Here is a 25,004-nt window from a genome sequence, read left to right as displayed (position 1 = left end):
AGGAATACGGAGTCTTGTTTAATCAAAACAATAAAACAAGTCGATGCGACCTCTTATTTAAGTGAGTTTTGCTTGATTGTAGGTAAGCTAAAAAAACTGTTGTAAATGAAGGGAGTGTAGGATAAAAGAATGAATCCAATCATTAGTATTATCGTTCCAATTTATAATGTAGAAAAATATCTTGCTCGGTGTTTAAACTCTTTAGTCAATCAGACGATGAAGGAAATTGAAATTATTTGTGTCAATGATGGAAGTCCTGATCAATCCCAAGTGATTATTGATGAATTTGTTAAAGATTATCCTAAGCAGGTAATCTCCATCATTAAGCAAAATGGAGGGCTAGCGGATGCCCGAAATCACGGTCTTCATTACGCTCGAGGAGAATATGTGCTCTTTATCGATAGTGACGACTGGGTTAGTCACGACATGTGCGAGAAGATGTATCAATTACTTCTATCTACTCAAGCGGATATTGTGGTTTGTGATCTTAATAATGTCTATGACGGGGGGCGAATTGAGACGGTATCTTGTGGGAACTTTGAGTCTGGAAGTGTGAAGACTCATCCCTCTTTATTGACGATTGACAACAGTGCGTGTAATAAGTTATTTAAAAAATCATTATTCGAAGATATTAAGTTTCCAGTCGGAATATGGTATGAGGATTTAGGTTGTATCCCGATGGTTTTAGCTAACGCTTCTAAGATTGTAAAGATTAATGAACCTTTTTATCAGTACTTTCAACGTGAAGGATCCATCATGAACACGTATTCAACAAAAAGCTTGGATATCTATACGGCACTTGGCTTAATTAAAGAACATTTTAAAGAGGATTATCAAGAAGAAGTGGAATATTTATACATCAAAAATTTAATATTTTATGGGTGTTCACGTCAACTAAATGTGAAAGATGCAGGGGAGTATTTAAATCGAGCGATTGATTTTATGCATGAATATTACCCAAATTGGTTAAAAAATAAATATGTTAAAACGTATTCTTTTAAAGATCGTCTAATTTTAACTTTGTATAAGTATAAATTATTTTTTATTGTTCGATGGTTATTAGCAGGTAAACACTTCTTAAAAAAGAAATTGAAATAGGCTACGCCTTGTCATAAATCAAAGATAGGAAGTGAAACGATGTCAAAGAAAATTTTATTTGTAACAGATGAAATGACACTTGGAGGCGTCTCTCGAGTATTAAATAATTTATTGCAGGAATTAGGGGCAAACACCTCTCATGAAATAGATGTTTTAGTCTTACATAAACACGGAGAGATGTTAAAGGATATTCCAGCGAACATTCGTGTTATTGAGGGGTCGCCTTTCTTTAAGGTCATTGATCAACCATTAAATCAGGTGATAAAAAGTAAAAATCTTCGTTTAATTTTAAATAAATTATATTTACTTTTTTTAATGAAGACGGGAAGCATAGGTAAAAAAATTCAGGCTGAGCGGAAAAAAATGAAATTAGATTCTTACGATGTAGAAATCGCATTTAAGGAAGGTTTTTGTACCATTTTTGTGGCATATGGGAATAGTCGTAAAAAGATTAATTGGGTTCATTTAGACTATAAAAAACAAAATTTTTCAGCCAATCATATGCCTTTAATGAAAAAGGTGTTACAATTGATCGATGAAAATGTGGCTGTTTCAAGGGTTGCAGCGAAATCTTATCAAGAGGTTTTTGGTTTAAAAGAAGAGGTTAAAGTCATTCATAACGTCATTCAAGAAAAAATGATTAAAGAAAAATCAAAACAAGAAGTACCACAGGAATATGTCAAATTATTTAAAGGTGACGCGTTAACATTTATAAGTGTTGGTCGATTGGTTGAACAAAAGGGGTACGATCGCCTAATTAACATTCACCGTAGGCTTATGAGTGAGGGGTTTGATCATCAGATTATGATTATTGGAAGTGGTGAAGATGAAGCGGCACTTCGTCAAGCAATAGAAGAGTTTGGGTGTCAAGAAACTTTCAAACTCATTGGATTTAAGGAAAATCCATTTGCTTATTTTAAGCTTGCTGACTGTTTTTTACTTCCGTCAAGGTATGAGGGGTTACCAACCGTTGTGTTTGAGTCATTTATTTGCAAAACGCCTGTTATTGCAACTGAGGTTGCAGGAATCGAAGAACAATTAAAAGGAGATCAATATGGGCTTGTTACAGAAAATAATGAGGAAAAATTTTATGAGGCAATGAAAAATGTGTTAGTAAATCCGTCTTTATTAACCGCAATGCGTCAAAATTTAGAAAATTATCATTATAAAAACAGTGTTATTATTGATCAATTTAATCAATTAGTGGAGGGGACATATGGTAAATAGGTTTAGAGAAATGGATAGAGTTAAGGTTTTTTCAGTAGCGGTATTTGTATTGTTAGTGATTCAGCCCATTCTTGAGCTGGATTATCTTGCAAACGATTTTTTAAAGGGATATGGGCTTATCGTTCCATCAACGATTATTCGTTTTTTAGGCCTTCCAGTTTTAGCAATGATAGGGTTCTTTTTTATTGATAAAAATAAGAAGAAATCTTTTCCATTCCTATTGGGTTGTGCTCTTGTCATTGGAATTTATTCAGTTTTTCACCTTATTGGAATGAAAAAATTAGATATTCATTTACCGGCTAATTTTAGGGCTGACTTTAAAATAGAGATTAAATACATTTTAATTCTGGTGCTGCCTTTTTTAATGATGTATTGCACATATTTAGCCCAGTTTACAAAAGAGACACTTAATAAATTAGTGATCAGTGTCTCACTTATTACATGTTCTGTTATCTTTATAACGAATATTTTTCATGTTTCACTAGGAAGTTATGGTGGAATGACAGAAGCTAACTTTATTTCGTGGTTTACGGAAAGTTATCGTGAGGGACTAGATCCTAAGTTACTTATGTCAAAAGGTTGGTACCCTGCGGCCAACGTGTTAGGGGCCTTATTATTTATGTTATTGCCGTTATTGTATAAGGTTTTATACGAGGTGAAACAAAAATGGCCAATTGTTCTACTCATCATGTTACATTCACTTTGTATGATGATGATCGGAACACGCGTGGCTACACTCGGTGTTGTTTTAGTTGCTATTGCGGCATTGTTTAGTTATATTGGATGCAGTGTTTTAAGGTTAAACCCCTTTAGATTAAAGTTTTTTATGATTATTATTGCGATGATTGCTTTAACAGTTGTTGTGTATCCGTATACGCCAGCCATTAAATATCAGGAGAGTAATACGCAATTAATTAAAAATTTAAAGGAAGAAGAAGAGAAGTCCGACGGAATTAACCAAATGTCAAATCAAGTGGAGCAACTTCAAAAACACGTCGATGATAAAGAGGGAAAAGACGCTGTGTTGATTGCCGTATTGAGGGAAAACTCATATTTATTTACGTTCCCATCTATTTATTACGATAAAAGTTATCCGATTGAGTTTGATCCAGAATTTTGGAACTTTGTTTTGAATGAGCCATTTGAAAAGCGAAGCGATGGACGAAAATTACAAAAATTATTTGCAGAGTATAAATGGGATATGATGGATACTAAGGAAAAAATGTTAGGAATGGGCTTCTCGAGATTGAGTGAAGGAGAATTGATCCTTGAACAAGATGGATGGCGCCAACTTTATACAATGGGATTCGTTGGAGTTATTTTATTTGTTGGTCCTTATTTATTACTGGTGTTCCTTTCAACCATTAGAGCATTACTCCAGTTTAAGAAGGTTGTTAAGTTTAGTAACTTAATGCTTCTTTTATCGGTAGGGGTTGGGCTTGGAGCTGCTTACTATAGTGGTCATGTAATAGATGAACTATTTACCAATTTATATTTAGGATTTATTGCGATGACCTTATTTTTATGTACTTCTGTAAAAAATGTTAATATAGAAAGATAAGGTGAAATCATGCCCAAGGTAAGTGTCATTGTACCCGTTTATAATGTGGAGAACTATTTAGAGCGTTGTTTAGAATCGTTGGTTCACCAAACGCTCGAAGATATTGAAATTATTGTTGTTAACGATTCATCTCCTGATGAATCGCATGTGATTATTGAACGCTATCAAGCACGTTATCCAAATAAGATTAAAAGTTTAATAAAACCAAACGGTGGATTATCAGATGCAAGAAACTATGGAATGAAACATATGCGTGGAGATTATTTTGGGTTTGTTGATGGTGATGACTACGTAGATGAGACGATGTTTGAAAAGCTATACGACGCGGCGATGAAGGCGGATGCTGAGGTAACGACGTGTGATTTTTATTGGGCATACCCCGATCAACTCAAGCGTCAAATAGATGGACCTTACCATCATTCAAAAGAGATGCTCGTTGAGATGATGCCTACGGTGTGGAATAAGCTCTATAAAAGAAGTTGGTTTGAAACATTAGGAATTGAATTTCCAGTTGGATTAAGGTATGAAGATAGTTCCTTTTCCATCCGGGTAGCCCCGTTTATAAAAAAAATAGCTTATGTTTCCGAACCCCTTGTTTACTATGTTCAACGACAAGATTCGATTACTTATACGCAAAATGCAAAAGTGGGCGATATGTTAACTGTTTTTTATGATATTTTTGATTTTTATAAGTGTCATGGTCTTGAGGAAGAATATCATGAGGAGCTCGAATATTTAACATTAAAGTATTTTTTAGGAAGTTCATTTTTAAGGGCGTCTCAAATAGGAGATAAAAAAGACCGAGAGCGGATTTTAAACGAGGGATGGCGTTTGTTAAATGAATGTTTTCCCAATTGGAAGAAAAATCGATATCTTATGAGTAAAAAAGATAAAAAACATCTATATTACAAGTGTACGAATCGATTGTTTTATCAGATGTTATCAAGGGTCATTTATCTGACGAAGGTTAAATTTAAAAAATAATGCGGTGATTAGACGTGAAAAAAGGAAAAGTTTTATTTTGTTCAAGTGCAGGCGGCCATTATACGGAGCTGTTGCAGTTAAGTCATTTAATCGAAAAATATCACGGCGTGATTGTCACGGAGAAAACGAAGATTTCTCAGGATAGTGTTTTTCCAACTGAGTATTTAATGTATTGTTCGAAGAATGATGGTTGGATTTATATTTTTGAATATCTCTACGTTTGGCTCATTTCATTTATTTATTTTATGAAGTACAATCCAAAAGTAATTGTTTCAACGGGTGTTCATTCAACTATTCCGATGTGTGTTTATGGTCGTCTATTCGGACGGAAGGTTATCTATATTGAAACGGTTGCCAATGTTCATAGCCCGTCAATGAGTGGAAAATTGATGTATAAGATTGCGACGGATTTTTATATTCAATGGGAAGAATTATTAGAAGTTTATCCGAATGCTATTGTAGGAGGGTGTTTATTTTGATTTTAGTTTTATGTGGAACTCAAAAGCAAGATTTTACGCGATTACTCCGTTTAGTTGAACAGGTAGCCGATCAGGAAGAAGTCGTGGTGCAAGCCGGGCATAATCAGTACAAAACGAATAAAATGAAATTATTTGATTTTACGTCAAATGATGAGATGGAAAAGTTATATCAGAAAGCTGATCTGATTGTGACGCATGCAGGGGCAGGTTCGATTTTACAAGGTGTGAAAAGTCAAAAAAGAATTATTGCTGTTCCGCGGTTGAAAAAATACCAGGAGCATGTAAACGACCATCAAATTGAGTTGGCAAATAAATTAGAGGAACTTGGCTGTATTTTAACTTACCATGACGGAGAGGACTTTCTTGAGTTGTATGAGCGTGCTAAAAAATTTACGCCAGCAAAGTTTCAACAAAAGGGCAATATGGAATCGCTCATTGATCAACGATTAGATAAATATTTAAAATAGGGTGAGAAAAATGAAGCAAGCTTTTTTAATGATGGCACACAAAAATGAAGAGCAAACGAAGCGGCTCATTGAATGGATTGCCGATGAAAACCATCAGGTCTATGTTCACATTGATCAAAAAAGTGAGGAGATGTTTGTTTCGTTAAGTCAATATTTTAATGAAAATCCTCATGTATTTTTTGTTAAACAACGAATTAGTATTCATTGGGGTGGTTATTCTCAGGTTTTAGCGATGGTGGCGTTATTAAAACAAACCAGAGGAAAAACGTATGATTTTTATCACCTAATTAGTGGACAAGATTTATTTATTAAATCAAAGGAAGAGGTTACACGTTTTCTTCAACAATATGTTGGGCATCAATTTTTAGAGGTTCGTAAAAATCAGGATTATTGGCGGGTGAAGGGGTATTATCTATTAACAGATTGTAAATATAATCGTGCTCGTCCGCTTGCCAAGGTGAATGCGTTCCTTTCCTCCCTGTATAAAAGATTTCCGATGCGTCCTAACTTAAAGGGGTTTACTGTTTACAAGGGGGCAAACTGGTTTACATTATCGGGTGATTGTGTGACGTATGTGCTTGATTATTTACAACAACATCCGGAGTTTATTCGCCAGTTTAAACATACGATTTGTGCAGATGAGCACTTTATACAGACCCTTATTTTAAATTCACCCTTTAAAGAGAGTGTGATTAATCGAACACTTCGGGAAATTCAATGGGATGGTGGCGCTAATCCTAAGACGTATACGATGTCAGATGCCGATTTGCTGCTCGATAGTCCAGAATTATTTGCTCGCAAGTTTGATAGTGATGTCGATTGTGAGATTATTGATTGGGTTTACTGTAAGATAAAATAAAAAAGAAGGTATCGTCATTTAGACAGATACCTTCTTTTTTTAGATAAAATAAAAACACAAGCCGGGGCTTGTGTTTTCTCCGAAGTACCGTAGGTGTTAGGATATAAACCCGCTAAATTAGCAGGTGGGCATCGTATCTAATACGTTAGGAGTCCTAGGCGGAAAAGGCTAGGCATTCAACACGGTATTAGCGAATCGGATTCCCTTATCAGAAGTGTTCGGATTTAAAGAACTAATCACCTTACGCATACCTCAGATGTTGTTTAAATTCTATCATGTTCTGAGATAAAAAACAAGAGTTTACAGATATAAATAAATGATTTTATAGAGGGTTCAAAAAAGCTAAAAAAAGCACGAGAATTATTTCTCGTGCTTAACTTAATGGGCCCAAATTGCCGTAAGTGTTAGGATAAAAACCCGCTAAGGTAGCAGGTGGGTATCCTGTCTAATATATTAGGAGTCTTAACCAAAGAAGTGGTTAAGCATTCAACACCATATTAGAACGCCAGATTCCCTTATCAGAGATGTTCGGATTCAACAACTAATCACTATACGCACAATCTAGGGATGATTAAGTAGAAGAGTATATTCGTTACAATCCACGTAGGGAAATTCAGAATATACGTCATCAAGAAGGGCAATAATGAATTGAACATATCAACGATATATAAAATTATTGGATAGGCAGCGACTTGATATTGCATACTCTAAATCCGAAATATAAGTATTTTAACTTCAATAAATACTCACTGTCTATTTACTTCTCTTCTTGACAATACTATTATGAGCAGAGTCTTTTAAAATAATACATCTTTATGATAAAAAAATAAAAAAAATGATGAACTATTTAGTGTGGGTGAGGCCATCCTGTTTTACAAGAAGAAAGAAGGTGAAAAATGAGACGATTTATTTGTATATATGTAGTAATTTGAAGATAATAACGGTATAATCGGTTTATAAAAATAGAAGCGTAAGGAGTATCACAAATATGTTACATCAATTTTCTAGAAATGAATTAGTTTACGGTCCCGAGGGAACAGAAATTTTAAAAAATAGTACAGTTGCGATTTTAGGTATTGGTGGTGTAGGTTCTTTTGCCGCGGAAGCATTGGCACGTACAGGAGTTGGAACCCTCATTTTAATCGATAAGGATGTAGTAGATATAACGAATGTGAACCGTCAAATTCATGCGACACTTAAGACGGTAGGAAGACCAAAGGTTGAAGTGATGGCCGAACGAATTGCCGAGATTAATCCAAACTGCCGTGTGGTTCAACTCCATATGTTTTATAATGAGGAAACAGCACCGCAACTTTTTGACTATCCGATTGATTTTATCGTTGATGCTTCAGATACGATTACGTTCAAAATTCACTTAATTAAGCAATGTTTGCGACGTAAGATTAAATTTATCTCTTCAATGGGAGCCGCTAATAAATTGGATCCGACACGGTTTGAAATCGCAGATATTTGGAAAACATCGTATGATCCAGTCGCTAAGGTGATTCGAACAAAATTGAAGAAGGAAAAGATCAGTGGGAAAATTCCAGTTATTTATTCAACAGAGAGTCCAATTATTGGTCGAGAAGACACGTTGAAAGTTGTTGGTAAGGAGGAGAGCGAAGTTCGTAAACAACAATTACCGCCTGCTTCAAATGCTTTTGTTCCAAGTGTTGCAGGGTTGATTGCAGCAAGTTATGTGGTTCGAGAATTAACAAAATCTATTCCGATTCAACGTAAAGGACAGTAAGGGCTTCTTTATGTAAATAAGTTAAGTTAGATGAGGAGTCTCCATTGATGATTGAAAGAAGATTTATTCAAAAGGATTAGCCATGCTAATCTTTTTTTAAATAGTCATCAACTTATATACCAAAAAAAGGATTAACGTGATAGAATATAATTATTTTGAATGGATTGAAAAGGGAGTGAGTTGATTCGAACATGAAAAGGATTCAAGAAGTTATAAAGAAAAAAGCCAAGGAGTATGAAGAGCGACGTGTTTATGTTAAATGCCAAACGCAACATTTTTTAATGGTGACTGTTCTTTTAATTCTATTAGGGATATTTGTGGAATTTGCTTATTATTCCACGATTGGCCAGTTAGGTCAAAAGATAGCATTTGAAATAGTAAAAGTACACGTTGTGAAGTTTGGGGGGATTGTGGGTTATGCGTTTCTAATAGACTGGTTAGCTGCTTTTTTAGTGGGAACACTTCCGCGCCAATTAAAGGAAGGATTACTTTTTCCACTTCATAGGCCAACGGTTTTAAACACAATGTTATTAATTTTAATGTTTTCCTTAGACGCACCTATTTCTGTTTTTTGTGTGGCCATAACAGTTGTTGCCCTTTTTTCACAAAATACCCGTCATGGATATTCCTATTATACCTTTCACCCGGTCTTGATTGCTTATGTAGCAGGTGTAATTGGCCTTATGGCAACTCAATATAATTTAGGATTAACTGATATTTCACCTTCATTGACAGCCCCATATAGGACGACCGTCTATGAGCTTCATTCATCATTGACTGCTTTTAAACAGCATTATTATTCGATGACGAATGTTATTTTTGGTTTATTTGAAGGGGGAATGAGTTATACGTTAATTATTCCGTTATGTGTTAGTGCCTTGTTTTTAATGCGACGCCGCGTCATTGAGTGGCGGGTTGTCGTCGTTTATTTTTTAGGCTACATTTTAACGGGTGGATTAATGGGAATCTTAATCGGACAACCCCTTTGGTTGACGGTACTTTTTTTACTGAATGGATCGATCGTATTAAGTGGGATTTTTCTGTTACCAGATGCGGTTACCTTTTCTCGAATTGTTTCATTTAAATATATTTATGTGGTAGGTGCAGCGGTGTTATCGGCTGTTGGTTGTTATTTTGTACACTTTGTCATTGCTCCTTATTTGGTGCTTCTGCTCTTACAAGGACTTGTTTTTTTAGTCGGTCAAATGAAGCGGTTGGGGTGAGGACACCGCCATTGAAACTTAGATGAAGGCTCTACTTTACCAGGTGGGGCCTTTTTAATAAGGATGTTTATTAAAAAAGGGAATGGAGTAGAAATTTTTTTTACGACTATCGGAAGAGCTTGTGCTCCTTAGTAAACGAGATATTTATGGATATAGAGAAAAATAAGCATAATTGAGGTTGATAAACTTATAATATAAAGACAAGGGTAGCAATGATTTGAGTTAATGAGGTGATAGAGATGGATGAATTTTTTAATAAACATCATCGGATGATACGTTATGTTTTATATTCAGTGGCCTTTTTAGTCAGTTTAGTAATCCTATTTTTATTCATTCAGACATCCGCCGTATGGAAAAAAATTTGGGGAGAAGTATTTAGTAGTCTATTTCCATTTTTCGTGGCCTTTTTACTGGCCTATTTAATTCATCCGCTTATTTTATGGATAGAACGATTACGATTGCCTCGTGTAATCTCAGTTACCTTATTTTATGGGGGAGTTTTTGGGGGATTATATGGAGGTATTTCTTGGTTTTTGCCAACATTGATACGCGAGGTTCATGATTTAATTTTAAATTTACCGACCTATTTAACGGCCATTCAAAATCAATTACTTCTTTTTGATCATGAGATGGGGCTTCATTTAAGTGAGTTCTTTTTTAGTCAGTATCCTTCTTGGATGGGGGCAATTTCTGAACACATTCAGGAAGTAAGTAGCTTTACCTTTAATTTAATTTTCTCCATTATAGGTTCGCTCATGTTTATTGTCATCGTACCAATTGCATTATTTTACTTCTTAAAGGATTATGAAAAAATAGTTAAAGGATTGGTCGGAGTTTTTCCTAGTCAATATCGTCCTCATGTCGTGAGAATTTCACAACTTTTAGATCGGTCGCTAGGTGAATATATTCGAGGGGTCTTTTTAGTGATGGTCTGTGTGTCTTTGATTGCAACAGTCCTCTTAATGTTTGCAGGCATTGATTATGCTTTATTATTTGGGTTTTTAATCGGTCTTACCGATTTTATTCCGTTCATTGGACCATTTATCGGTGCGATTCCAGTTATTATCTTTGCATTGTCTATTTCGTGGAATAAGGTCATTGTTGTAATTATTATTTTAGGAATTTTACAGGCAATCGAGGGGAATTTTTTACAACCTTTTATTATTGGTAGAAATTTAGATATGCACCCTCTGTTTATTATGATTTTAATGATGCTTGCGGGAAGCTTTTTTGGTCTGATGGGAATCTTTTTTGCAATTCCTGTCTTTCTTGTCGGACGGACGTTAGTGACGTACGCGATTCAGATAAAACGGGGAACTAAATAGGTGGAAGACTTAGGCGGATTTTGTAATTATTTTGTAATAATTGTTTTAAAATAAAACGTTTTTTGGTAAAATGAAGCGTGTGTTGTTTGTAAGACGTCTTCATTTTTTTATTTTAAAAGACGGGAAAATGAACAGAACAAAGAATATTTTTATTTTTTGATATAATCTTTCAAACTTCAGCTATACTAAAGAAGGCTTAGATCGTTTTTGATCAATGTAATGAGGAGGTACCTTATGAAGGCGAGTAAATATATCGATCATACTGTTTTAAAACCTGAAACAACGAAGGCGCAAATTTTAGCGTTATGTGAAGAGGCAAAAGCGCATGATTTTGCTTCTGTTTGTGTAAATCCAACGTGGGTTTCATTATGTGCCGATCAGTTAAAAGGAACAGACGTAAAGGTTTGTACAGTTGTTGGATTTCCTTTAGGGGCAACGTTTAAAGAAGTTAAAGCATTCGAAACAAAGTGTGCCATTGAAGCAGGGGCAACTGAGATTGATATGGTTATCAATATTGGTGCAGCGAAAGATGGTGACTGGGAATTAGTGTACGAAGATGTAAAAAGTGTCGTTGATGCAGCCAACGGTACACTAGTTAAAGTAATTATTGAAGCTTGTTTATTAACAGATGAAGAAAAAGTAAAAGCTTGCCAGATGTCAGTGAAAGCAGGTGCCCACTTTGTGAAGACATCAACTGGATTCTCAACTGGCGGAGCAACTGTTGAAGATGTGCGTTTAATGCGTCAAACAGTTGGAGAAACTGTAGGTGTAAAAGCAGCTGGTGGTGTTCGTACATCAGATGATATGAAAGCGATGGTAGAAGCCGGAGCAAACCGTATTGGTACTTCAGGTGGAGTTGCTTTAGTTCAAGGAAAAGATAATACGACAGCATACTAAAATTTATACATAAGTAAGGAGCGAGATTTATGACAATTCCTACACCGCATATTCAATGTAGTGAACCTGGCTTAATTGCCGAAACTATTTTATTACCAGGAGACCCTTTACGTGCTAAATTTATTGCCGACACGTATTTAGAAGACGTGGTACAGTTTAATACTGTTCGTAATATGTTTGGGTATACAGGAACTTATAAAGGGAAAAAAATCTCTGTAATGGGTTCTGGAATGGGGATCCCTTCAATTGGTATTTACTCTTATGAATTAATTCACTTTTACGGTGTGAAAAATTTAATTCGTATTGGCTCTTGTGGGGCTATCCGTGAAGATGTTAAAATTCGTGACGTATTAATTGGAATGGGTGCTTGTACAAATTCAAACTATGCGGCTCAATATGAGCTTCCAGGAACATACGCACCTATTGCCTCATGGGAATTATTAAATAAAGCTGTAAATGTTGCAAAAGAAAAAGGAATCGAAGTTAAAGTAGGAAACATTTTATCTTCAGATACATTCTATGACGCTCAAAAAGACTCATGGAAAAAATGGGGCGCAATGGGCGTTATGGGGGTTGAAATGGAGGCTGCTGCCTTATATATGAATGCGGCTTATGCAGGAGTTAATGCGCTATGTTTATTAACTGTTTCTGACTCATTAGTGACACATGAAGCAACGACTCCAGAAGAACGTCAAAATACGTTTACGCAAATGATGGAGATTGCATTAGAGTTAGCGTAATCTTAATTAAAAAGAACAACCTCTAAGGGGTTGTTCTTTTTGTATCAAGTTTAAGAATGTTTATGAAAAGAAAAATTTTAAAAAAGAGTGAAAGTTCTGACTAAAAGAAGGCAACAAATCATAAAATAGTGAAAGAGTGAGTTTTAACGTGTACTCTATCGTGTTTAATGAGGAAAATCTGAAGAGATTTAGGTGAGGTGTGCCCACTAGTTTAAAATGGCTTTTTTTGTTAACAACAATCAATGGACTAATAAAATGGCCGAATTCTCTTCAAAACATACGTGTATTAATTCATATTAGAAAAATAGGTGGTGACTCTATGGAAGTTCGTCAATTTGATGATTTAGGTTATACTTTAACAACAATAAAAACGGATAAATTTAAAACGAATCTTATTTCAGTTTCATTCCAGTCGGAGATCAATCGTGACACAGTGACGAAGCGTTCATTATTACCTTATGTTTTACGTGGGGCAACAGAGAAATATCCTTCGAAAAAGGCGTTAAATACTTACCTAGAATCGCTCTATGGAGCTTCGTTATCAACGACAGTTGAGAAAAGAGGGAAAACGCATAATATTAAATTCTATCTTTCTTTAGCAAATGAGAAATTTTTAGGTCACCAAGAGCCTTTACTAGAAGAGGGAGTCGCGCTTTTAAAAGAAGTTATCTTAAAGCCATTGCTGGTAGATGGTGCTTTTAAGGAGCAAGTGGTTGACATTGAAAAACGTTTATTAAAAGAATATATTGAGTCGATTTATGATGATAAAGTCTCATATTCTTTACAAAAGCTCGTTGAAAACATGTGTCAAGGTGAGACGTTTAGTATCAATTCGATTGGATATGCCGATGATTTAGCTGAAATTAACGGGAAAAATTTAATGAAAACGTATGAGGAAATGTTAAACAATAACCAAGTTAGCGTTGCAGTTGTTGGGGACATTGACCCACAACATGTTTATGAAATATTTAGTAAACAGTTTAACTTTGCTCACCGAAGCGTCAATCAAGAAGTTATTGATCATGAAGATAAAGTCATCCAAGAAGTGAAGGTCATTAAAGAGGTTCAAGATATTTCACAAGGTAAATTAAATATCGGATATCGTACGCATACACGAATCGACGATGATGATTATTTACCATTGCTCGTATTCAATGGAATTTTTGGAGGATATGCGCACTCGAAATTGTTTATGAATGTGCGTGAGAAGGAATCGCTTTGTTATTACTGTGCCTCTCGCTTAGATAATTATAAAGGAGTCATGTATGTATACTCAGGGATTGAGTCACAAAATTATGACAAGGCTCTTAAAATCATTGATGAGCAATTAAAAGATATGGTGTCTGGTAATTTTAGTGAGAAAGAAATAGACTTAGCGAAAAAATCTTTAATTAATTCAAAATTAGAATCTATGGATCAAGCTTCAGGAATGATGGCTCACGAAGCATTAAATAAATTATTAAAACATCCATTAAGTGTTGAAGAATGGGTAGCAGCGGTGAATGCCGTGACAGCTGAGCAAGTTGTTGCAGTAGCCAAAAAAATTAAAGAGGATACAGTCTTCTTCTTAACAGGAAAAGAGGTGGCCGAGTAATGGAATTTAAAGAGTTTCCTCAATTAAAAGAAAAATTATATTATGAACAATTAGAAAATGGATTAGAAGTTTACATGCTTCCAAAGCCAGGTTTTAATAAGTCATTTGCGACATTTACGACTAAATACGGTTCAATTGATAATCATTTTATTCCAATTGGTCAAGATGAGATGAGATTAGTGCCTGATGGAATTGCTCACTTCCTTGAACATAAAATGTTTGAAAAAGAAGATTATGATGTGTTTGAAAAATTTTCTGCACATAGTGCCTCGTCTAATGCATTTACATCGTTTACAAGAACTTGTTATTTATTTTCATGTACGAGTGATTTAAAAGAGAATTTGACGACGCTCATCGACTTTGTCCAATCTCCTTATTTTACGGAGCAAACCGTTGAAAAAGAAAAAGGAATTATTGCACAAGAGATTAAGATGTACGATGATAATCCCGATTTTCGAGCATATTATGAAATCATTGGAAACATGTTTAAAACTCATCCCGTGAGAATTGATATTGCCGGAACGGTTGAGTCGATTCAACCCATTACGGCTGAATTATTATACGAATGTTATCATACATTCTATCACCCATCAAATATGCTTTTATTTGTAATCGGGGATTTTGATGTTGAAGAAATGATGGCACTTGTTCGTGAAAATCAAGCGAAAAAAGATTATCAAAAAGAAGACCCAATTCCTCGTGAGTATCCGAAAGAAAATCCACAAGTTTTTCGTGAGGAAAGCACGTTGGAGATGGAAGTTGGGACAGCAAAAGTATTTGTTGGGGTAAAAGATGCAAGCGTCGATCAGGATGGACGTGCGTTATTGAAAAAAGAAGTTGCATTAGATATTATCTTTGATTTAGTATTTGGTAGTTCATCGACGTACTACGAAGAATTATTAGATAAAGGCTATATTAATGATACGTTCTCATATGAGACAAATTGTGAGTTATCATTTGGATTTTCAATTGTCGGAGGGGATACACGCTACCCTGATGAATTGGCTAAAAGTATTAAGGATAAGCTTTTAACCATTCCAACCATGTCAATTGATGAGTCTGAATTTACACGAATTAAAAATAAAAAAGTTGGACGCTTCCTATCAGCTTTAAACTCAGTTGAGTTTATTGCAAATCAATTTACACAATATGCTTTTAATGGTGTTCAATTATTCTCAATCTTAGATATTTTAGAGGAGTTAAGTTTACAAGATTTGCAAACGATTGCGAAAGAATATTTTATTGAAGATCGCATGAGCACATTTAAATTACTCCCTAAACAATCGTAAAAAGCTCTCATATGAGAGCTTTTTTTTAGATTTATTTCATCCTATCAAAAGGTTGCATTTTAATAGATTTAGTCAGGAAAATAAAAAAAGGGGAGAATTAGTGGGGGGCACTAATTCTCCCAGAGGGGAATAGTATAAGGTTTTTGGAATTTTAACAAAAAAAGTTTGTTAAAATTTAACCCAATACATTTGTTTGATGAGGGGATGTAAAAATTAAAAAATGGAATGAAAAACAATAATGAAAGGAATGTATTACATGAACGGGGGGGGATGTTCATGAATACAGTTGTTATTATATCAAAATTCGACAAGAAAATATGTCTTTTTTGTGTCCTTTGCAGAAAAATCGACAGAATACGTTTTCAATAATTTTTAGCCTATGAGAACGAAGTGAATAAAAAAGGTTAAATTAAAAAAGGAAATCGTCGTTTTTTTGCGTATAGTTAGATGAAGACACAAAATAAAGGAGAATATTGATGCTTAATAATGTTGTTTTAGTTGGACGGGTAGTCCGTCAACCGGAATTAATGGAGACTCAGGAAGGGAAACGAGTGACGACGGTAACATTAGCGGTTCATCGTTCATTTAAAAACTCAGTGACGGGCGAATATGAGACTGATTTTATCAATGTAAGTTTGTGGGAAGGTTTAGCACATAACGTGGTAGAATATTGTGGAAAAGGTGCGATTATTGGAATTAAAGGAAGGTTAGTTCACAAAACTTATGAAATTCCTAATCATAAGTCATTGCGGGTGGTCGAGGTAGTGGCAGAAAAGGTATCGTTTATTCAAACGAAAACATCAACGATAAAAGAAAGTAGTGAACTAACAGAGATGAAAGTGGAGGAAGCTTCGGTATAAATGAAAAAATCGTCCAGTAAAAGGACGATTTTTTAGTTCCCATCTAAAACAACTTGAACTCTTGCCTGTTATCTGTCACAATAAGAAGATAAGAGTTTAAAAAGAGTGGTGATAAGGTGATTGTTACAACAGCATTTGATGAAACAGCGGAATTAGTTCAAAGGGCAAAACACCTCGCAGATGATTTATCGATTCCGTTTGTGCCAAGAAGAAAAAAAACCGTAAAGTCATTACTTGATTCTTTGGATTCTCAACTATTTGTGGTGAATAACCAAAGAGGGTTGAGTTACTATGAGAAAGGTCAAGAAGAGGTCTTTTTCCACCCTAATATGGCAATGCACCGTATTAAACAGCTTGAACGTGGGCAAACGGATAGCTTAGTTACGGCATGTGGCCTTAAAGAGGGGATGAGTTTTTTAGATTGTACGCTAGGACTAGCAAGCGATACGCTCGTAGCTAATTATCAAGTAGGACCACAGGGGAAAGTGGTGTCATTAGAAAAAAGCTTCCCATTATTTGTTTTGGTTAGGGAAGGACTTACTTATTTTGCAGCGTATGAAAAGCCGGAGTGGAAGGCGCTGATTGACCGAGTTTCTTTAGTGCGAGCAGATAATTTAGATTATTTGCGCACTTGTGAAAATGATGCCTTCGATGTCGTTTATTTTGATTTTATGTTTCATCATTCTGTAGAAAGTTCTCAGGGCATTAAAGTCATTAAGCCGGTCGTTGCTTATGATGTGATGACGGAGGACCATGTGAAGGAGGCCATTCGTGTCGCTAAAAAACGCGTAGTAGTAAAATCGGGTTATAAAAATCCTATCATTGAAAAGCTCGGGTTTACTATTTCTCGACAAAATCAAAAGCGTCACTTTTTTTATGGTGTGATTGAGATTGAGGACATGAATAAGAAGGCGGACAGCCTATGATTTCCTTGATTGTTGCCTTTGATCAGAATCACTTAATTGGATCGAAGAACCGGTTACCCTGGTTTTATAAGGAGGATCTTGATTATTTTAAGCAAATAACAACAGGACACGATTTACTAATGGGACGTTTAACCTTTGAATCTATCCTCTCCTATAAAGGGGTTCCTCTTCCAAACCGACATCACTATGTTTTAACGACGATAAAAAGTTATGACTTTAAGGAAGTAACGACGCTTACAGATGGTGTCACGTTTATCGAACATTATCCGAAAGAGAAAGAGTTATTTATTATAGGTGGCCGTTCAATATATGAACAGTTTCTTCCTTATGTCGAGCGTCTTTATATCACACATATTGAAAGGGAATTTGAGGGAGATTGCTATTTTCCACCGCTAGACTTTTCGAAATGGGTGAAAGTTAAGGAGAAAGTAAGTCATGAATTACGTTTTACTATTTATGAAAGGGTGAAGGAATAATGTTAACCATTTTATGGATTGTGCTAGGCGTTTTACTCACGGCGTTAGCACTTGTTGTAATTGTTGTTTTATGTGTGAATGCACGAGTACAGCAATTAAAGGGGGATCAATACTCTAATACTGAGCGTTTTAACTTTATTAGTTGGGTTGTTTCATGGGCGATCCCACTTATTTTTCGCGTTCGAGTTGAAGCAAAGGGGCTTGAAAAGTTAGATACAATCGAGCATGGGGTTATTTATGCGAATCATCAAAGTAACCTTGATATTGTCGCCATGTTAAAGGTGATTAAACGTCCACATGGCTATGTGGCTAAAAAAGAATTGGATCATATTTTCTTACTAAGCGATGCGATGCGTTTAATCCAGTGTCAGTTTATGGATCGAAATGATGTGAGACAATCGGTTAAGGTGATTTCGGCTGCGGCTAAGAGTGTGAAGGAAGGTCATTTAATGGTGATTTTTCCTGAGGGTACGCGTATGGTTCGGGCTGAAGTGGGAACATTTAAAGCAGGTAGTTTTAAGTTAGCCCAGAAGGCTAAGGCTGCCATTATACCCGTAACGATTTATAATAGTTATGAGGTGGCAAAACGTTGGCCGCGCCGTACTGTGATTCGTTTAGAGGTTCACGATCCTATTCCTTATGAGACTTATGCCGAGTTGCCAACAAATGATGTGTGTGAGCAAGTTGAAGCACTTATTAAAAAGCCTTTAAGCTAGATTAATAGAGATGAATTGAAAAGAGGTGACCAATCGGATCACCTCTTTTTTGATGGCCTAAGGGGCTAGTAGGTTAAGGACAGGCCTTGTTTTGCATGAGATGAAGACTAGAGGGTAGAAAGCCGTAATCTTTTCCCTTCTGAGCGTCGTTTATTTGATAAGCACAAGTAAAATAGGGTATAAAAATCAATTTTTTTCAAATACTATTTTTATCTTTGATACGGGAAGGGCGTGGATAGATGGAAGCGGAACGTGAGAAGACATCGGTTGAACCCGTAGTTAAAATTGAAGAGTGGCTATTTTTAATTTTAATTGCGATGCTTCCTATTATTAACTTCATCGTTTTTGGTTATTTTTGTTTTAATCGGCGCTTAAATGCGAATAAACGGAACTTTTCAATCGCTGTTTTAATCTATTTAGTGATTATTGTATTACTTGCGAGTTTAACGGGGATGTTATCATAAAAGGAGGGTTGTCATGAAACAGAAAAAGAGACAGCCAATTGATTATCCTGATGCTTTTACAACAGCATGGGAACAAGAGATGAATCGTTATCTTTTTGGATCGTTCCTTTCACCCGTTGATTTATCAACTGAGATGGGACAGGAATTTCATTGGTTTAAAAAATCAAAAACATCCGAGAAAAAGTAAAAGCTGTAAAGAATGTTCTTTACAGCTTTTACGTCCCAAGTGGGTAATATATTAAAAAAGATGGATGACATTTGTTGCGTCCGTATGTGATTGGTGATAATGACTGAGATATAAGTCTCGAATGATGGTTTCACGATAAACGAGTCGCACATGATTCCCTTGATATTTAATGTTACATTGCTTAAAGTAATCAATAATTCGCGCCTCGAGTTTTTGACTTGAAATTTGAGCAAAGATAATTTTCATTGTTTCTAAGTCAATCTGTTGATCGTATAGAAAAAGATAGATGACTGTTTCTTTATTTTCGCATAAGATTTTGTGTTGTCGAAACATATTTTCACCCCAATGATATCAAGTTATATTTATATTTTCCCACGACTTATGGGAAGTATTCAAAAAAACGCTTTTTTAATAGATATTTTCATGGAGACATTTCATCCGCCCCCCTGTTTAAGGTATAATTGAAAGTGTTTTTATCATAAATGGAAATAGGTGATTAGCATGCGAATGGTAGATTTAATCGCTAAAAAACGCGATCATATTGAATTAACAACTGAAGAAATTGAATGGATGATTCGAAATTATACAGATAAAGTAATCCCGGATTACCAAATGTCTGCCTTTTTAATGGCGGTTGTCTTTAATGGAATGACGCCTGCTGAACGTTTAGCTCTAACACAGGCGATGGTTGGCAGTGGGGAAGTTGTCGACTTATCAGCCATCGAGGGAATTAAAGTTGACAAACATTCAACGGGAGGAGTAGGGGATAAGACCTCTTTAATTTTAGGACCGTTGGTTGCCTCAATGGGAGTTCCTGTTGCTAAGATGAGTGGAAGAGGATTAGGCCATACAGGTGGTACGCTAGATAAATTAGAATCCATTTCAGGCATGACGATTGAGCTTGATATGGAACGTTTTATCGAGCAAGTTAATGAAATTAAACTGGCTATTATCGGCCAAACTGGAAACTTAGCGCCGGCAGATAAATATTTATATGCGCTACGAGATGTGACAGCGACAGTCGAGTCGATTCCGTTAATCGCCTCTTCTATTATGAGTAAAAAGATTGCCGCGGGTGCTGATGCGATCGTTCTTGATGTGAAGTTTGGTGCCGGGGCGTTTATGAAAACATTAGAGGATGCGAAGCAGCTTGCTCAAGCGATGGTTGAAATTGGACGCGATGCCCAACGCCAGACGGTGGCCTTTTTAACAGATATGAATCAACCATTGGGGTTAGCCATTGGAAATGCGCTTGAGGTGAAGGAGGCCATTGAAACGTTGAAGGGTCATGGACCAAAAGATTTAGAGGAACTTGTGCTTCAATTAGCAAGTCAAATGGTTGTATTAGCGAAAAAGGCACCGGATGTTGAAACGGCTTATGAGCAACTTAAAGAGAAACTTCATCGCGGAGAGGCGTTTAACAAGTTTAAAGAGTTTGTTCAAGCTCAAGGCGGTGATGTTGCTCAAATCGAGAATCCTGATTTATTGCCTAAAGCAGATTCTATTATTCCGGTTAAAGCTTCCCAATCAGGATACGTTCACCAAATCGATGCGTTATCCATTGGACTTGCAGCGATGAAACTTGGAGCGGGACGTGCGACGAAAGATGATATGATCGATATGGCTGTCGGTGTTGTTCTCGATAAAAAAGTCGGTGATTCGGTGGGTGAAGGAGATGTATTAGCTTATATTCACGCGAATCGTGTTGATAATGAAGAGGCAATCGCCTATATTCAGAAGGCGTATTGTATCTGTAAGGACCCGGTGTGTCCACCTACTTTAATTTATGATGTCATTGCCTAAGTTAATCGTTTTTTTATGTGACAAAATAGTCAATGAAAAGGTTAGCCTGCTAAGACCGAGGGGTCTTTACGGGCTAACTTTTTTTGTAGGAAAACGTATGGAGGAAATGCAACAATTTATAACAAATCAAGGGCAGATTAGGTGGATTTCGTTGTTATCTGCTAAAAGAAGAAGGTGCCCTAAAGTGAAAAGGAGGTGACCTTTCTGTCACAAGGTATATTTTAAATTTGGGAGACATAAATGTGTAGTAACGCCACAGGAAGAAAAAGAGGTGTAAAAATGAAAATAAGAAAAGTGTTAATTAGTTTAGTTGCATGCTTTACGTTGAGTTGCTTTATTCATGTGACTGTGGCTCGTGCAGATGAGTTAGTATCAGATGGTAAGGCAGCGGTTTTAATTGAGGCACAAACAGGGAATGTTTTGTATGAGAAAAATGCTCATGAACAATTCGCACCCGCGAGTATGACGAAGATGATGTCGATGTACTTAATCCTAGAAGCAATCGAGAATGGATCGATGAAGTGGGATGAAGTGATTCGTGTCAGTGAGCATGCGGCTAGTCTAGGGGGATCACAGGTTTTCCTAAAACCAGGTGAGGAAATGTCCGTAAAGGATTTATTCAAAAGTATTGCTATTGCATCGGCGAATGATGCGGTAACGGCACTTGCTGAACGTGTAGCCGGAACAGAAGAAAAGTTCGTTGAACAAATGAATGAGAAGGCAAAAGAATTAGGGATGAAGAACACGGAGTTTAAAAATCCAACGGGATTATCGACAAAAGGACATTTAACAACGGCGTATGATATGTCAATTATTGGACGTCATTTAGTCCAAGACTATCCTGAGATTACGGAGTTTTCAGGTCTTTACGAAGATTATATTCGCCAGGATACGGAATCTCCATTTTGGTTAGTTAATACGAATAAGTTATTAAAGTATGTTGATGGCGTTGATGGGTTAAAAACGGGTTATACAAAAGAAGCGGGATATTGTTTGACAGCAACAGCTAACCGCGATGATATGCGCGTGATTGCTGTTGTTATGGGAGCAAGTAAGTCAGATATTCGTAACCAAGAAGTGGCGCGTTTAATTGAATATGCTTATGAACAATATGAATTAGTTCCAAAATTAGAGGATCAAAAATTAGTTTCAACTGGATATAATTTATTAGCCAAAAACCGTCAATTTGATATTGTGACGTCAGAACCAATTACATTGCTTAAAAAGAAAACTGATCCTGAACAGGAGACAAATTATGAGGTAACGTTAAACGATAATATGGAGTTACCGATTCAACCTGGAGATAAAGTTGGGACATTAACTTATTATTATAATGGTGAAGTTTATAAAGAAGTGGCCTTAACGGTAAAAGAGCCTGTTGAAAAAAATAGTTTTATTGGACTACTCGGCTATATTGTGTCACAAATGTTATTTGGGGAAAATGCATAACAGAGTTTATGCATTTTCCTCCTTTTTTTATTTTTTAAGACAAATAGGATGATAATTTTAGGAGCGATTGCGGAAGGGGTGAAAAAAATAAAACACTACAATTGTCGAAAAGGAAATATGAATCTTTTTAATCGGTTAAAATGGAGTCAATCTAACATGGGAAGGGGATTATTATGAGTATAACTGTCTCACTTTATGTTGAAAATCAAGTGTTATACGTCAATTTAAATGGTGAGTTAGATCACCATACATCCGATCAATTGCGTAGCCGTCTAAATACTGTGATGGGGGAATCACAGATTAAGCATATCGTTTTTAACCTAAAACATTTAGATTTTATGGATAGTTCAGGAATCGGAATTATTTTAGGGCGATATAATCAATTAAAATCAGTGAATGGAACGGTTATGGTTATTGGAATGAAACCATTAGTTTCAAAGGTGTTCGAATTATCTGGTCTTTCAAAAATTATTAAAGTTATTGAAGATGACTCACAATTAGAGTCTGCCATTAGGGGGATTGCATAATATGAATAACGAGATGCATTTACAATTTCCTGCAAAAAGTATTAATGAAAGTTTTGCACGACTTGTCATTATTGGCTTTATTGCACCATTAGATCCAAATGCACAAGAATTAAATGAGATTAAAACGATTGTTTCAGAAGGGGTAACTAATGCGATTATTCACGGGTATGAGGATAATGAGGATGGAATGATCGATATGAAAGCTACGCTTGTTGGGCGTCGCTTACGTGTGACTATTCAAGATTTTGGAAAAGGAATTGAAAATATTGAATTGGCAAAACAACCACTCTATACGACAAAGCAGGAAGAAGAGCGAAGTGGGTTAGGATTTATGATTATGGAATCATTTAGTGACCAATTTGAGGTTCATTCGGAAGTGGGAGTTGGGACAGTGGTTTCATTTGAAAAAGAGTTTTTACCTTTAGATTCATCGGCGCAGTAACATGGCAAACATTAGACAGAAATGACAAGGCATGAGGGATGGTTGGATGAATAAAAAAGAAATTCAGGAGCTAATACGAAAGGCTCAAAGTGGTGATGAAGAAGCAAAGCTAATTTTAGTACAAAATCATATGGATTTAGTTTGGTCTGTTGTTCATAAATTTGGGCACTTAGAGGTTGAAAAGGATGACCTATTTCAGATAGGTTGTATGGGATTGCTAAAGGCTATCATCCAATTTGATATTTCTTATGATACCACCTTATCAACGTACGCCATTCCACTGATTATTGGTGAGATTAAAGCTTTTATTCGTGAACAAAGTCCAATCAAAATTAGCCGCAGTATTAAAAGTAATATTCATAAAATTCAAGAGGTAAAGGATCAGCTTAATAAAACGCTTGAACGGGAGCCCACAATGAAAGAATTGGCCGAGGCAACCGAGCTAACGGAAGAGCAAATTATTTTGGCGTTAAATGCGCCGACGAATGTTTCTTCATTAGATAATTATGAGAGAGAGGATATGCCACTTATTGAGCGGATTCCAAATCATCGTGAAGGAATGCAACTTGAGCAAAAAATCGTGTTAAAACAGCTAGTATCGGATCTAGATTCGACCGAAAGAATGCTTATTTATTTACGATTTGACTTAGGTTACACCCAATCGGAAGTCGCAAAGCGGTTAGAAATTAATCAGGTAGCTGTCTCCCGTCTTGAAAAGAAAATATTAAAAGAATTAAAAGAAAAGATGACAAGTTAGTGAAACGTCGTCTCAATCTACGGTAAACGTAGGTTGGGGCGACGTTTTTTTTATTTAAGGAAAATAAGGAGAGCTTGTTAGATGGACGTAGATAGGTGAGTAATTGATGAAGGACTCGCTTTAATCAAAGGAGCTAAGGAAGCTTGTAACGGGATTAAATGTTGATACTAAGACAAAAGTATTTGCCCCTCTTAGAAGCGATGAAAAAAATTATTTTAGTCGATTAATTTTATGATTTTATGGGGAATTTTGTGAGAAGAACTTATAATTTTTAGAAATAAAGTCATATTAAAGTGTAGAGTTCATTTTTTGAGGAGTGGTGACGTCTGTGAAAACGAAAAAATATGAAGAGGTTATTAAAAATCATGAAGTAAAACCTAATTATTTAAAAAATGCTCTAGTTTCCTTTTTCTTTGGCGGTTTAATTTGCGTTGGTGGACAGCTGCTTATTGAGATGTATGTTCATTTTTTTGGTTTTGTGCGTGAAACAGCAAGTACGCTTGCGCTCGTAACGGTGATTTTAATTGCATCGGTGGCGACAGGACTTGGAGTTTACGATGAGTTTGGTCAAGTGGCAAAGGCAGGGGCATTTGTTCCTATTACAGGGTTTGCCAATTCATTGACTTCGGCTGCCCTAGAAAGTAAAAGTGAGGGAGTCGTACTTGGAATTGCGACGAATTTATTTAAGTTAGCGGGAGCGGTAATTGTCTTTGCTGTTGTTTCAGCCTATGTATTCGGAATTTTACGCTATTTATTAATAGAGTTTAATGTACTAGGCTAGAAAAAAATATGGATTGGATGATAAGCCACCTTGCGACGAAGGGTGCTTAAAGGTGAAGCTTTAGTTCTATTAAAGGGGTGTCGTATCCAACGTTTTAACGACAGACTCCGTGTAAAAAATTAG

Annotated in this window: 27 protein-coding genes and 2 other RNA genes; 26 read left to right on the top strand and 3 right to left on the bottom strand. The window is 35.9% G+C overall.

The window, feature by feature from the left end; translation table 11 throughout:
* Window positions 1–129 precede the first annotated feature (129 nt).
* The 7 genes from AACH31_RS07625 to AACH31_RS07595 are packed head-to-tail and all read left to right on the top strand — an operon-like array spanning window position 130 to window position 6,675.
* Window positions 130–1,098, top strand: coding sequence for a glycosyltransferase family 2 protein (locus AACH31_RS07625; protein ID WP_161830798.1), 969 nt, complete (start codon window positions 130–132; stop codon window positions 1,096–1,098).
* A gap of 39 nt (window positions 1,099–1,137) precedes the next feature.
* Window positions 1,138–2,325 carry a glycosyltransferase gene (locus AACH31_RS07620; protein WP_161830799.1) on the top strand — a complete coding sequence of 396 codons (1,188 nt, stop codon included), beginning with the start codon at window positions 1,138–1,140 and terminating at the stop codon, window positions 2,323–2,325.
* Complete coding sequence (locus AACH31_RS07615; protein WP_262950188.1) at window positions 2,315–3,886, top strand: O-antigen ligase family protein; 1,572 nt, start codon at window positions 2,315–2,317, stop codon at window positions 3,884–3,886. The genes AACH31_RS07620 and AACH31_RS07615 overlap by 11 nt, the downstream gene beginning before the upstream one ends.
* A gap of 9 nt (window positions 3,887–3,895) precedes the next feature.
* Window positions 3,896–4,870 (top strand): glycosyltransferase family 2 protein, encoded by a 975-nt coding sequence (locus AACH31_RS07610; protein WP_262950187.1) that lies wholly within the window; start codon window positions 3,896–3,898, stop codon window positions 4,868–4,870.
* Window positions 4,871–4,884: 14 nt separating this feature from the next.
* Window positions 4,885–5,349, top strand: a complete 465-nt coding sequence (gene pssD / locus AACH31_RS07605) for a PssD/Cps14F family polysaccharide biosynthesis glycosyltransferase (protein WP_161830802.1) — start codon at window positions 4,885–4,887, stop codon at window positions 5,347–5,349.
* Entirely contained in the window at window positions 5,346–5,816 is a 471-nt protein-coding gene (pssE, locus tag AACH31_RS07600; protein ID WP_161830803.1) for a PssE/Cps14G family polysaccharide biosynthesis glycosyltransferase, read from the top strand. Before pssD ends, pssE begins: the two co-directional genes overlap by 4 nt.
* 10 nt (window positions 5,817–5,826) lie before the next feature.
* Entirely contained in the window at window positions 5,827–6,675 is an 849-nt protein-coding gene (locus tag AACH31_RS07595) for a beta-1,6-N-acetylglucosaminyltransferase (protein WP_262953513.1), read from the top strand.
* Window positions 6,676–6,747: 72 nt separating this feature from the next.
* Here AACH31_RS07595 and ssrS (AACH31_RS07590) read toward each other — a convergent pair.
* Window positions 6,748–6,937: non-coding RNA, 6S RNA (gene ssrS / locus AACH31_RS07590), on the bottom strand.
* 118 nt (window positions 6,938–7,055) lie between these two features.
* Window positions 7,056–7,246: non-coding RNA, 6S RNA (gene ssrS / locus AACH31_RS07585), on the bottom strand.
* 417 nt (window positions 7,247–7,663) lie between these two features.
* Here ssrS (AACH31_RS07585) and AACH31_RS07580 point away from each other — a divergent pair.
* The 13 genes from AACH31_RS07580 (at window position 7,664) to AACH31_RS07520 (ending at window position 19,122) form a co-directional block, all read left to right on the top strand.
* Window positions 7,664–8,425, top strand: a complete 762-nt coding sequence (locus AACH31_RS07580; RefSeq protein WP_161830805.1) for a tRNA threonylcarbamoyladenosine dehydratase — start codon at window positions 7,664–7,666, stop codon at window positions 8,423–8,425.
* Window positions 8,426–8,616: 191 nt separating this feature from the next.
* Window positions 8,617–9,648: an RnfABCDGE type electron transport complex subunit D gene (locus AACH31_RS07575; RefSeq protein WP_338617342.1), complete on the top strand. Its 1,032-nt coding sequence runs from the start codon at window positions 8,617–8,619 to the stop codon at window positions 9,646–9,648.
* A 239-nt stretch (window positions 9,649–9,887) separates the two neighbouring features.
* Window positions 9,888–10,973, top strand: a complete 1,086-nt coding sequence (locus AACH31_RS07570) for an AI-2E family transporter (RefSeq protein ID WP_161830807.1) — start codon at window positions 9,888–9,890, stop codon at window positions 10,971–10,973.
* 234 nt (window positions 10,974–11,207) lie between these two features.
* Complete coding sequence (deoC, locus tag AACH31_RS07565) at window positions 11,208–11,870, top strand: deoxyribose-phosphate aldolase (protein ID WP_161830808.1); 663 nt, start codon at window positions 11,208–11,210, stop codon at window positions 11,868–11,870.
* Window positions 11,871–11,899: 29 nt separating this feature from the next.
* Window positions 11,900–12,610 carry a purine-nucleoside phosphorylase gene (deoD, locus tag AACH31_RS07560; RefSeq protein WP_161830809.1) on the top strand — a complete coding sequence of 237 codons (711 nt, stop codon included), beginning with the start codon at window positions 11,900–11,902 and terminating at the stop codon, window positions 12,608–12,610.
* 319 nt (window positions 12,611–12,929) lie between these two features.
* Entirely contained in the window at window positions 12,930–14,204 is a 1,275-nt protein-coding gene (yfmF, locus tag AACH31_RS07555) for an EF-P 5-aminopentanol modification-associated protein YfmF (RefSeq protein WP_161830810.1), read from the top strand.
* On the top strand, window positions 14,204–15,493 hold the full coding sequence (yfmH, locus tag AACH31_RS07550; protein ID WP_262950186.1) for an EF-P 5-aminopentanol modification-associated protein YfmH: 1,290 nt from the start codon (window positions 14,204–14,206) through the stop codon (window positions 15,491–15,493). Before yfmF ends, yfmH begins: the two co-directional genes overlap by 1 nt.
* 476 nt (window positions 15,494–15,969) lie before the next feature.
* The gene (ssb, locus tag AACH31_RS07545; protein ID WP_161830812.1) at window positions 15,970–16,353 is read left to right on the top strand and encodes a single-stranded DNA-binding protein; all 384 of its coding nucleotides are present in this window, start codon (window positions 15,970–15,972) and stop codon (window positions 16,351–16,353) included.
* A 116-nt stretch (window positions 16,354–16,469) separates the two neighbouring features.
* Window positions 16,470–17,279, top strand: a complete 810-nt coding sequence (locus AACH31_RS07540; protein WP_262953507.1) for a class I SAM-dependent methyltransferase — start codon at window positions 16,470–16,472, stop codon at window positions 17,277–17,279.
* On the top strand, window positions 17,276–17,755 hold the full coding sequence (locus AACH31_RS07535; RefSeq protein WP_161830814.1) for a dihydrofolate reductase: 480 nt from the start codon (window positions 17,276–17,278) through the stop codon (window positions 17,753–17,755). Before AACH31_RS07540 ends, AACH31_RS07535 begins: the two co-directional genes overlap by 4 nt.
* Window positions 17,755–18,471: a lysophospholipid acyltransferase family protein gene (locus tag AACH31_RS07530; RefSeq protein ID WP_161830815.1), complete on the top strand. Its 717-nt coding sequence runs from the start codon at window positions 17,755–17,757 to the stop codon at window positions 18,469–18,471. The genes AACH31_RS07535 and AACH31_RS07530 overlap by 1 nt, the downstream gene beginning before the upstream one ends.
* A 239-nt stretch (window positions 18,472–18,710) precedes the next feature.
* A complete protein-coding gene (locus AACH31_RS07525) occupies window positions 18,711–18,935 on the top strand; it encodes a hypothetical protein (RefSeq protein WP_161830816.1) in 225 nt (74 codons plus the stop codon).
* Window positions 18,936–18,948: 13 nt separating this feature from the next.
* A complete protein-coding gene (locus AACH31_RS07520; RefSeq protein ID WP_161830817.1) occupies window positions 18,949–19,122 on the top strand; it encodes a hypothetical protein in 174 nt (57 codons plus the stop codon).
* A 51-nt stretch (window positions 19,123–19,173) separates the two neighbouring features.
* Here the strand turns inward: AACH31_RS07520 and AACH31_RS07515 are convergent, their stop codons facing one another.
* A complete protein-coding gene (locus AACH31_RS07515; RefSeq protein WP_161830818.1) occupies window positions 19,174–19,455 on the bottom strand; it encodes a hypothetical protein in 282 nt (93 codons plus the stop codon).
* A 168-nt stretch (window positions 19,456–19,623) separates the two neighbouring features.
* On the opposite strand from AACH31_RS07515, the gene AACH31_RS07510 reads away from it, so the two are divergent.
* The 6 genes from AACH31_RS07510 to spoVAC all read left to right on the top strand — a co-directional run bounded on the left by AACH31_RS07510 (window position 19,624) and on the right by spoVAC (window position 24,881).
* Window positions 19,624–20,925, top strand: coding sequence for a pyrimidine-nucleoside phosphorylase (locus tag AACH31_RS07510; protein WP_262950183.1), 1,302 nt, complete (start codon window positions 19,624–19,626; stop codon window positions 20,923–20,925).
* Between the two features lie 279 nt (window positions 20,926–21,204).
* Window positions 21,205–22,374 carry a D-alanyl-D-alanine carboxypeptidase family protein gene (locus tag AACH31_RS07505; protein ID WP_161830820.1) on the top strand — a complete coding sequence of 390 codons (1,170 nt, stop codon included), beginning with the start codon at window positions 21,205–21,207 and terminating at the stop codon, window positions 22,372–22,374.
* A 173-nt stretch (window positions 22,375–22,547) separates the two neighbouring features.
* Window positions 22,548–22,901: an anti-sigma F factor antagonist gene (gene spoIIAA / locus AACH31_RS07500; protein ID WP_161830821.1), complete on the top strand. Its 354-nt coding sequence runs from the start codon at window positions 22,548–22,550 to the stop codon at window positions 22,899–22,901.
* Between the two features lies 1 nt (window position 22,902).
* Window positions 22,903–23,343 carry an anti-sigma F factor gene (gene spoIIAB / locus AACH31_RS07495; protein ID WP_161830822.1) on the top strand — a complete coding sequence of 147 codons (441 nt, stop codon included), beginning with the start codon at window positions 22,903–22,905 and terminating at the stop codon, window positions 23,341–23,343.
* 46 nt (window positions 23,344–23,389) lie between these two features.
* The gene (locus AACH31_RS07490) at window positions 23,390–24,100 is read left to right on the top strand and encodes a sigma-70 family RNA polymerase sigma factor (RefSeq protein WP_161830823.1); all 711 of its coding nucleotides are present in this window, start codon (window positions 23,390–23,392) and stop codon (window positions 24,098–24,100) included.
* A 328-nt stretch (window positions 24,101–24,428) separates the two neighbouring features.
* Complete coding sequence (gene spoVAC, locus AACH31_RS07485; protein WP_161830824.1) at window positions 24,429–24,881, top strand: stage V sporulation protein AC; 453 nt, start codon at window positions 24,429–24,431, stop codon at window positions 24,879–24,881.
* Window positions 24,882–25,004 lie beyond the last annotated feature (123 nt).

It is taken from the genome of Turicibacter faecis (assembly GCF_037076425.1).
Taxonomy (GTDB): domain Bacteria; phylum Bacillota_I; class Bacilli_A; order MOL361; family Turicibacteraceae; genus Turicibacter; species Turicibacter faecis.
The sequence above is the reverse complement of the archived record's forward strand: the minus strand, read 5'-3'. Positions and strand labels throughout refer to the sequence as shown.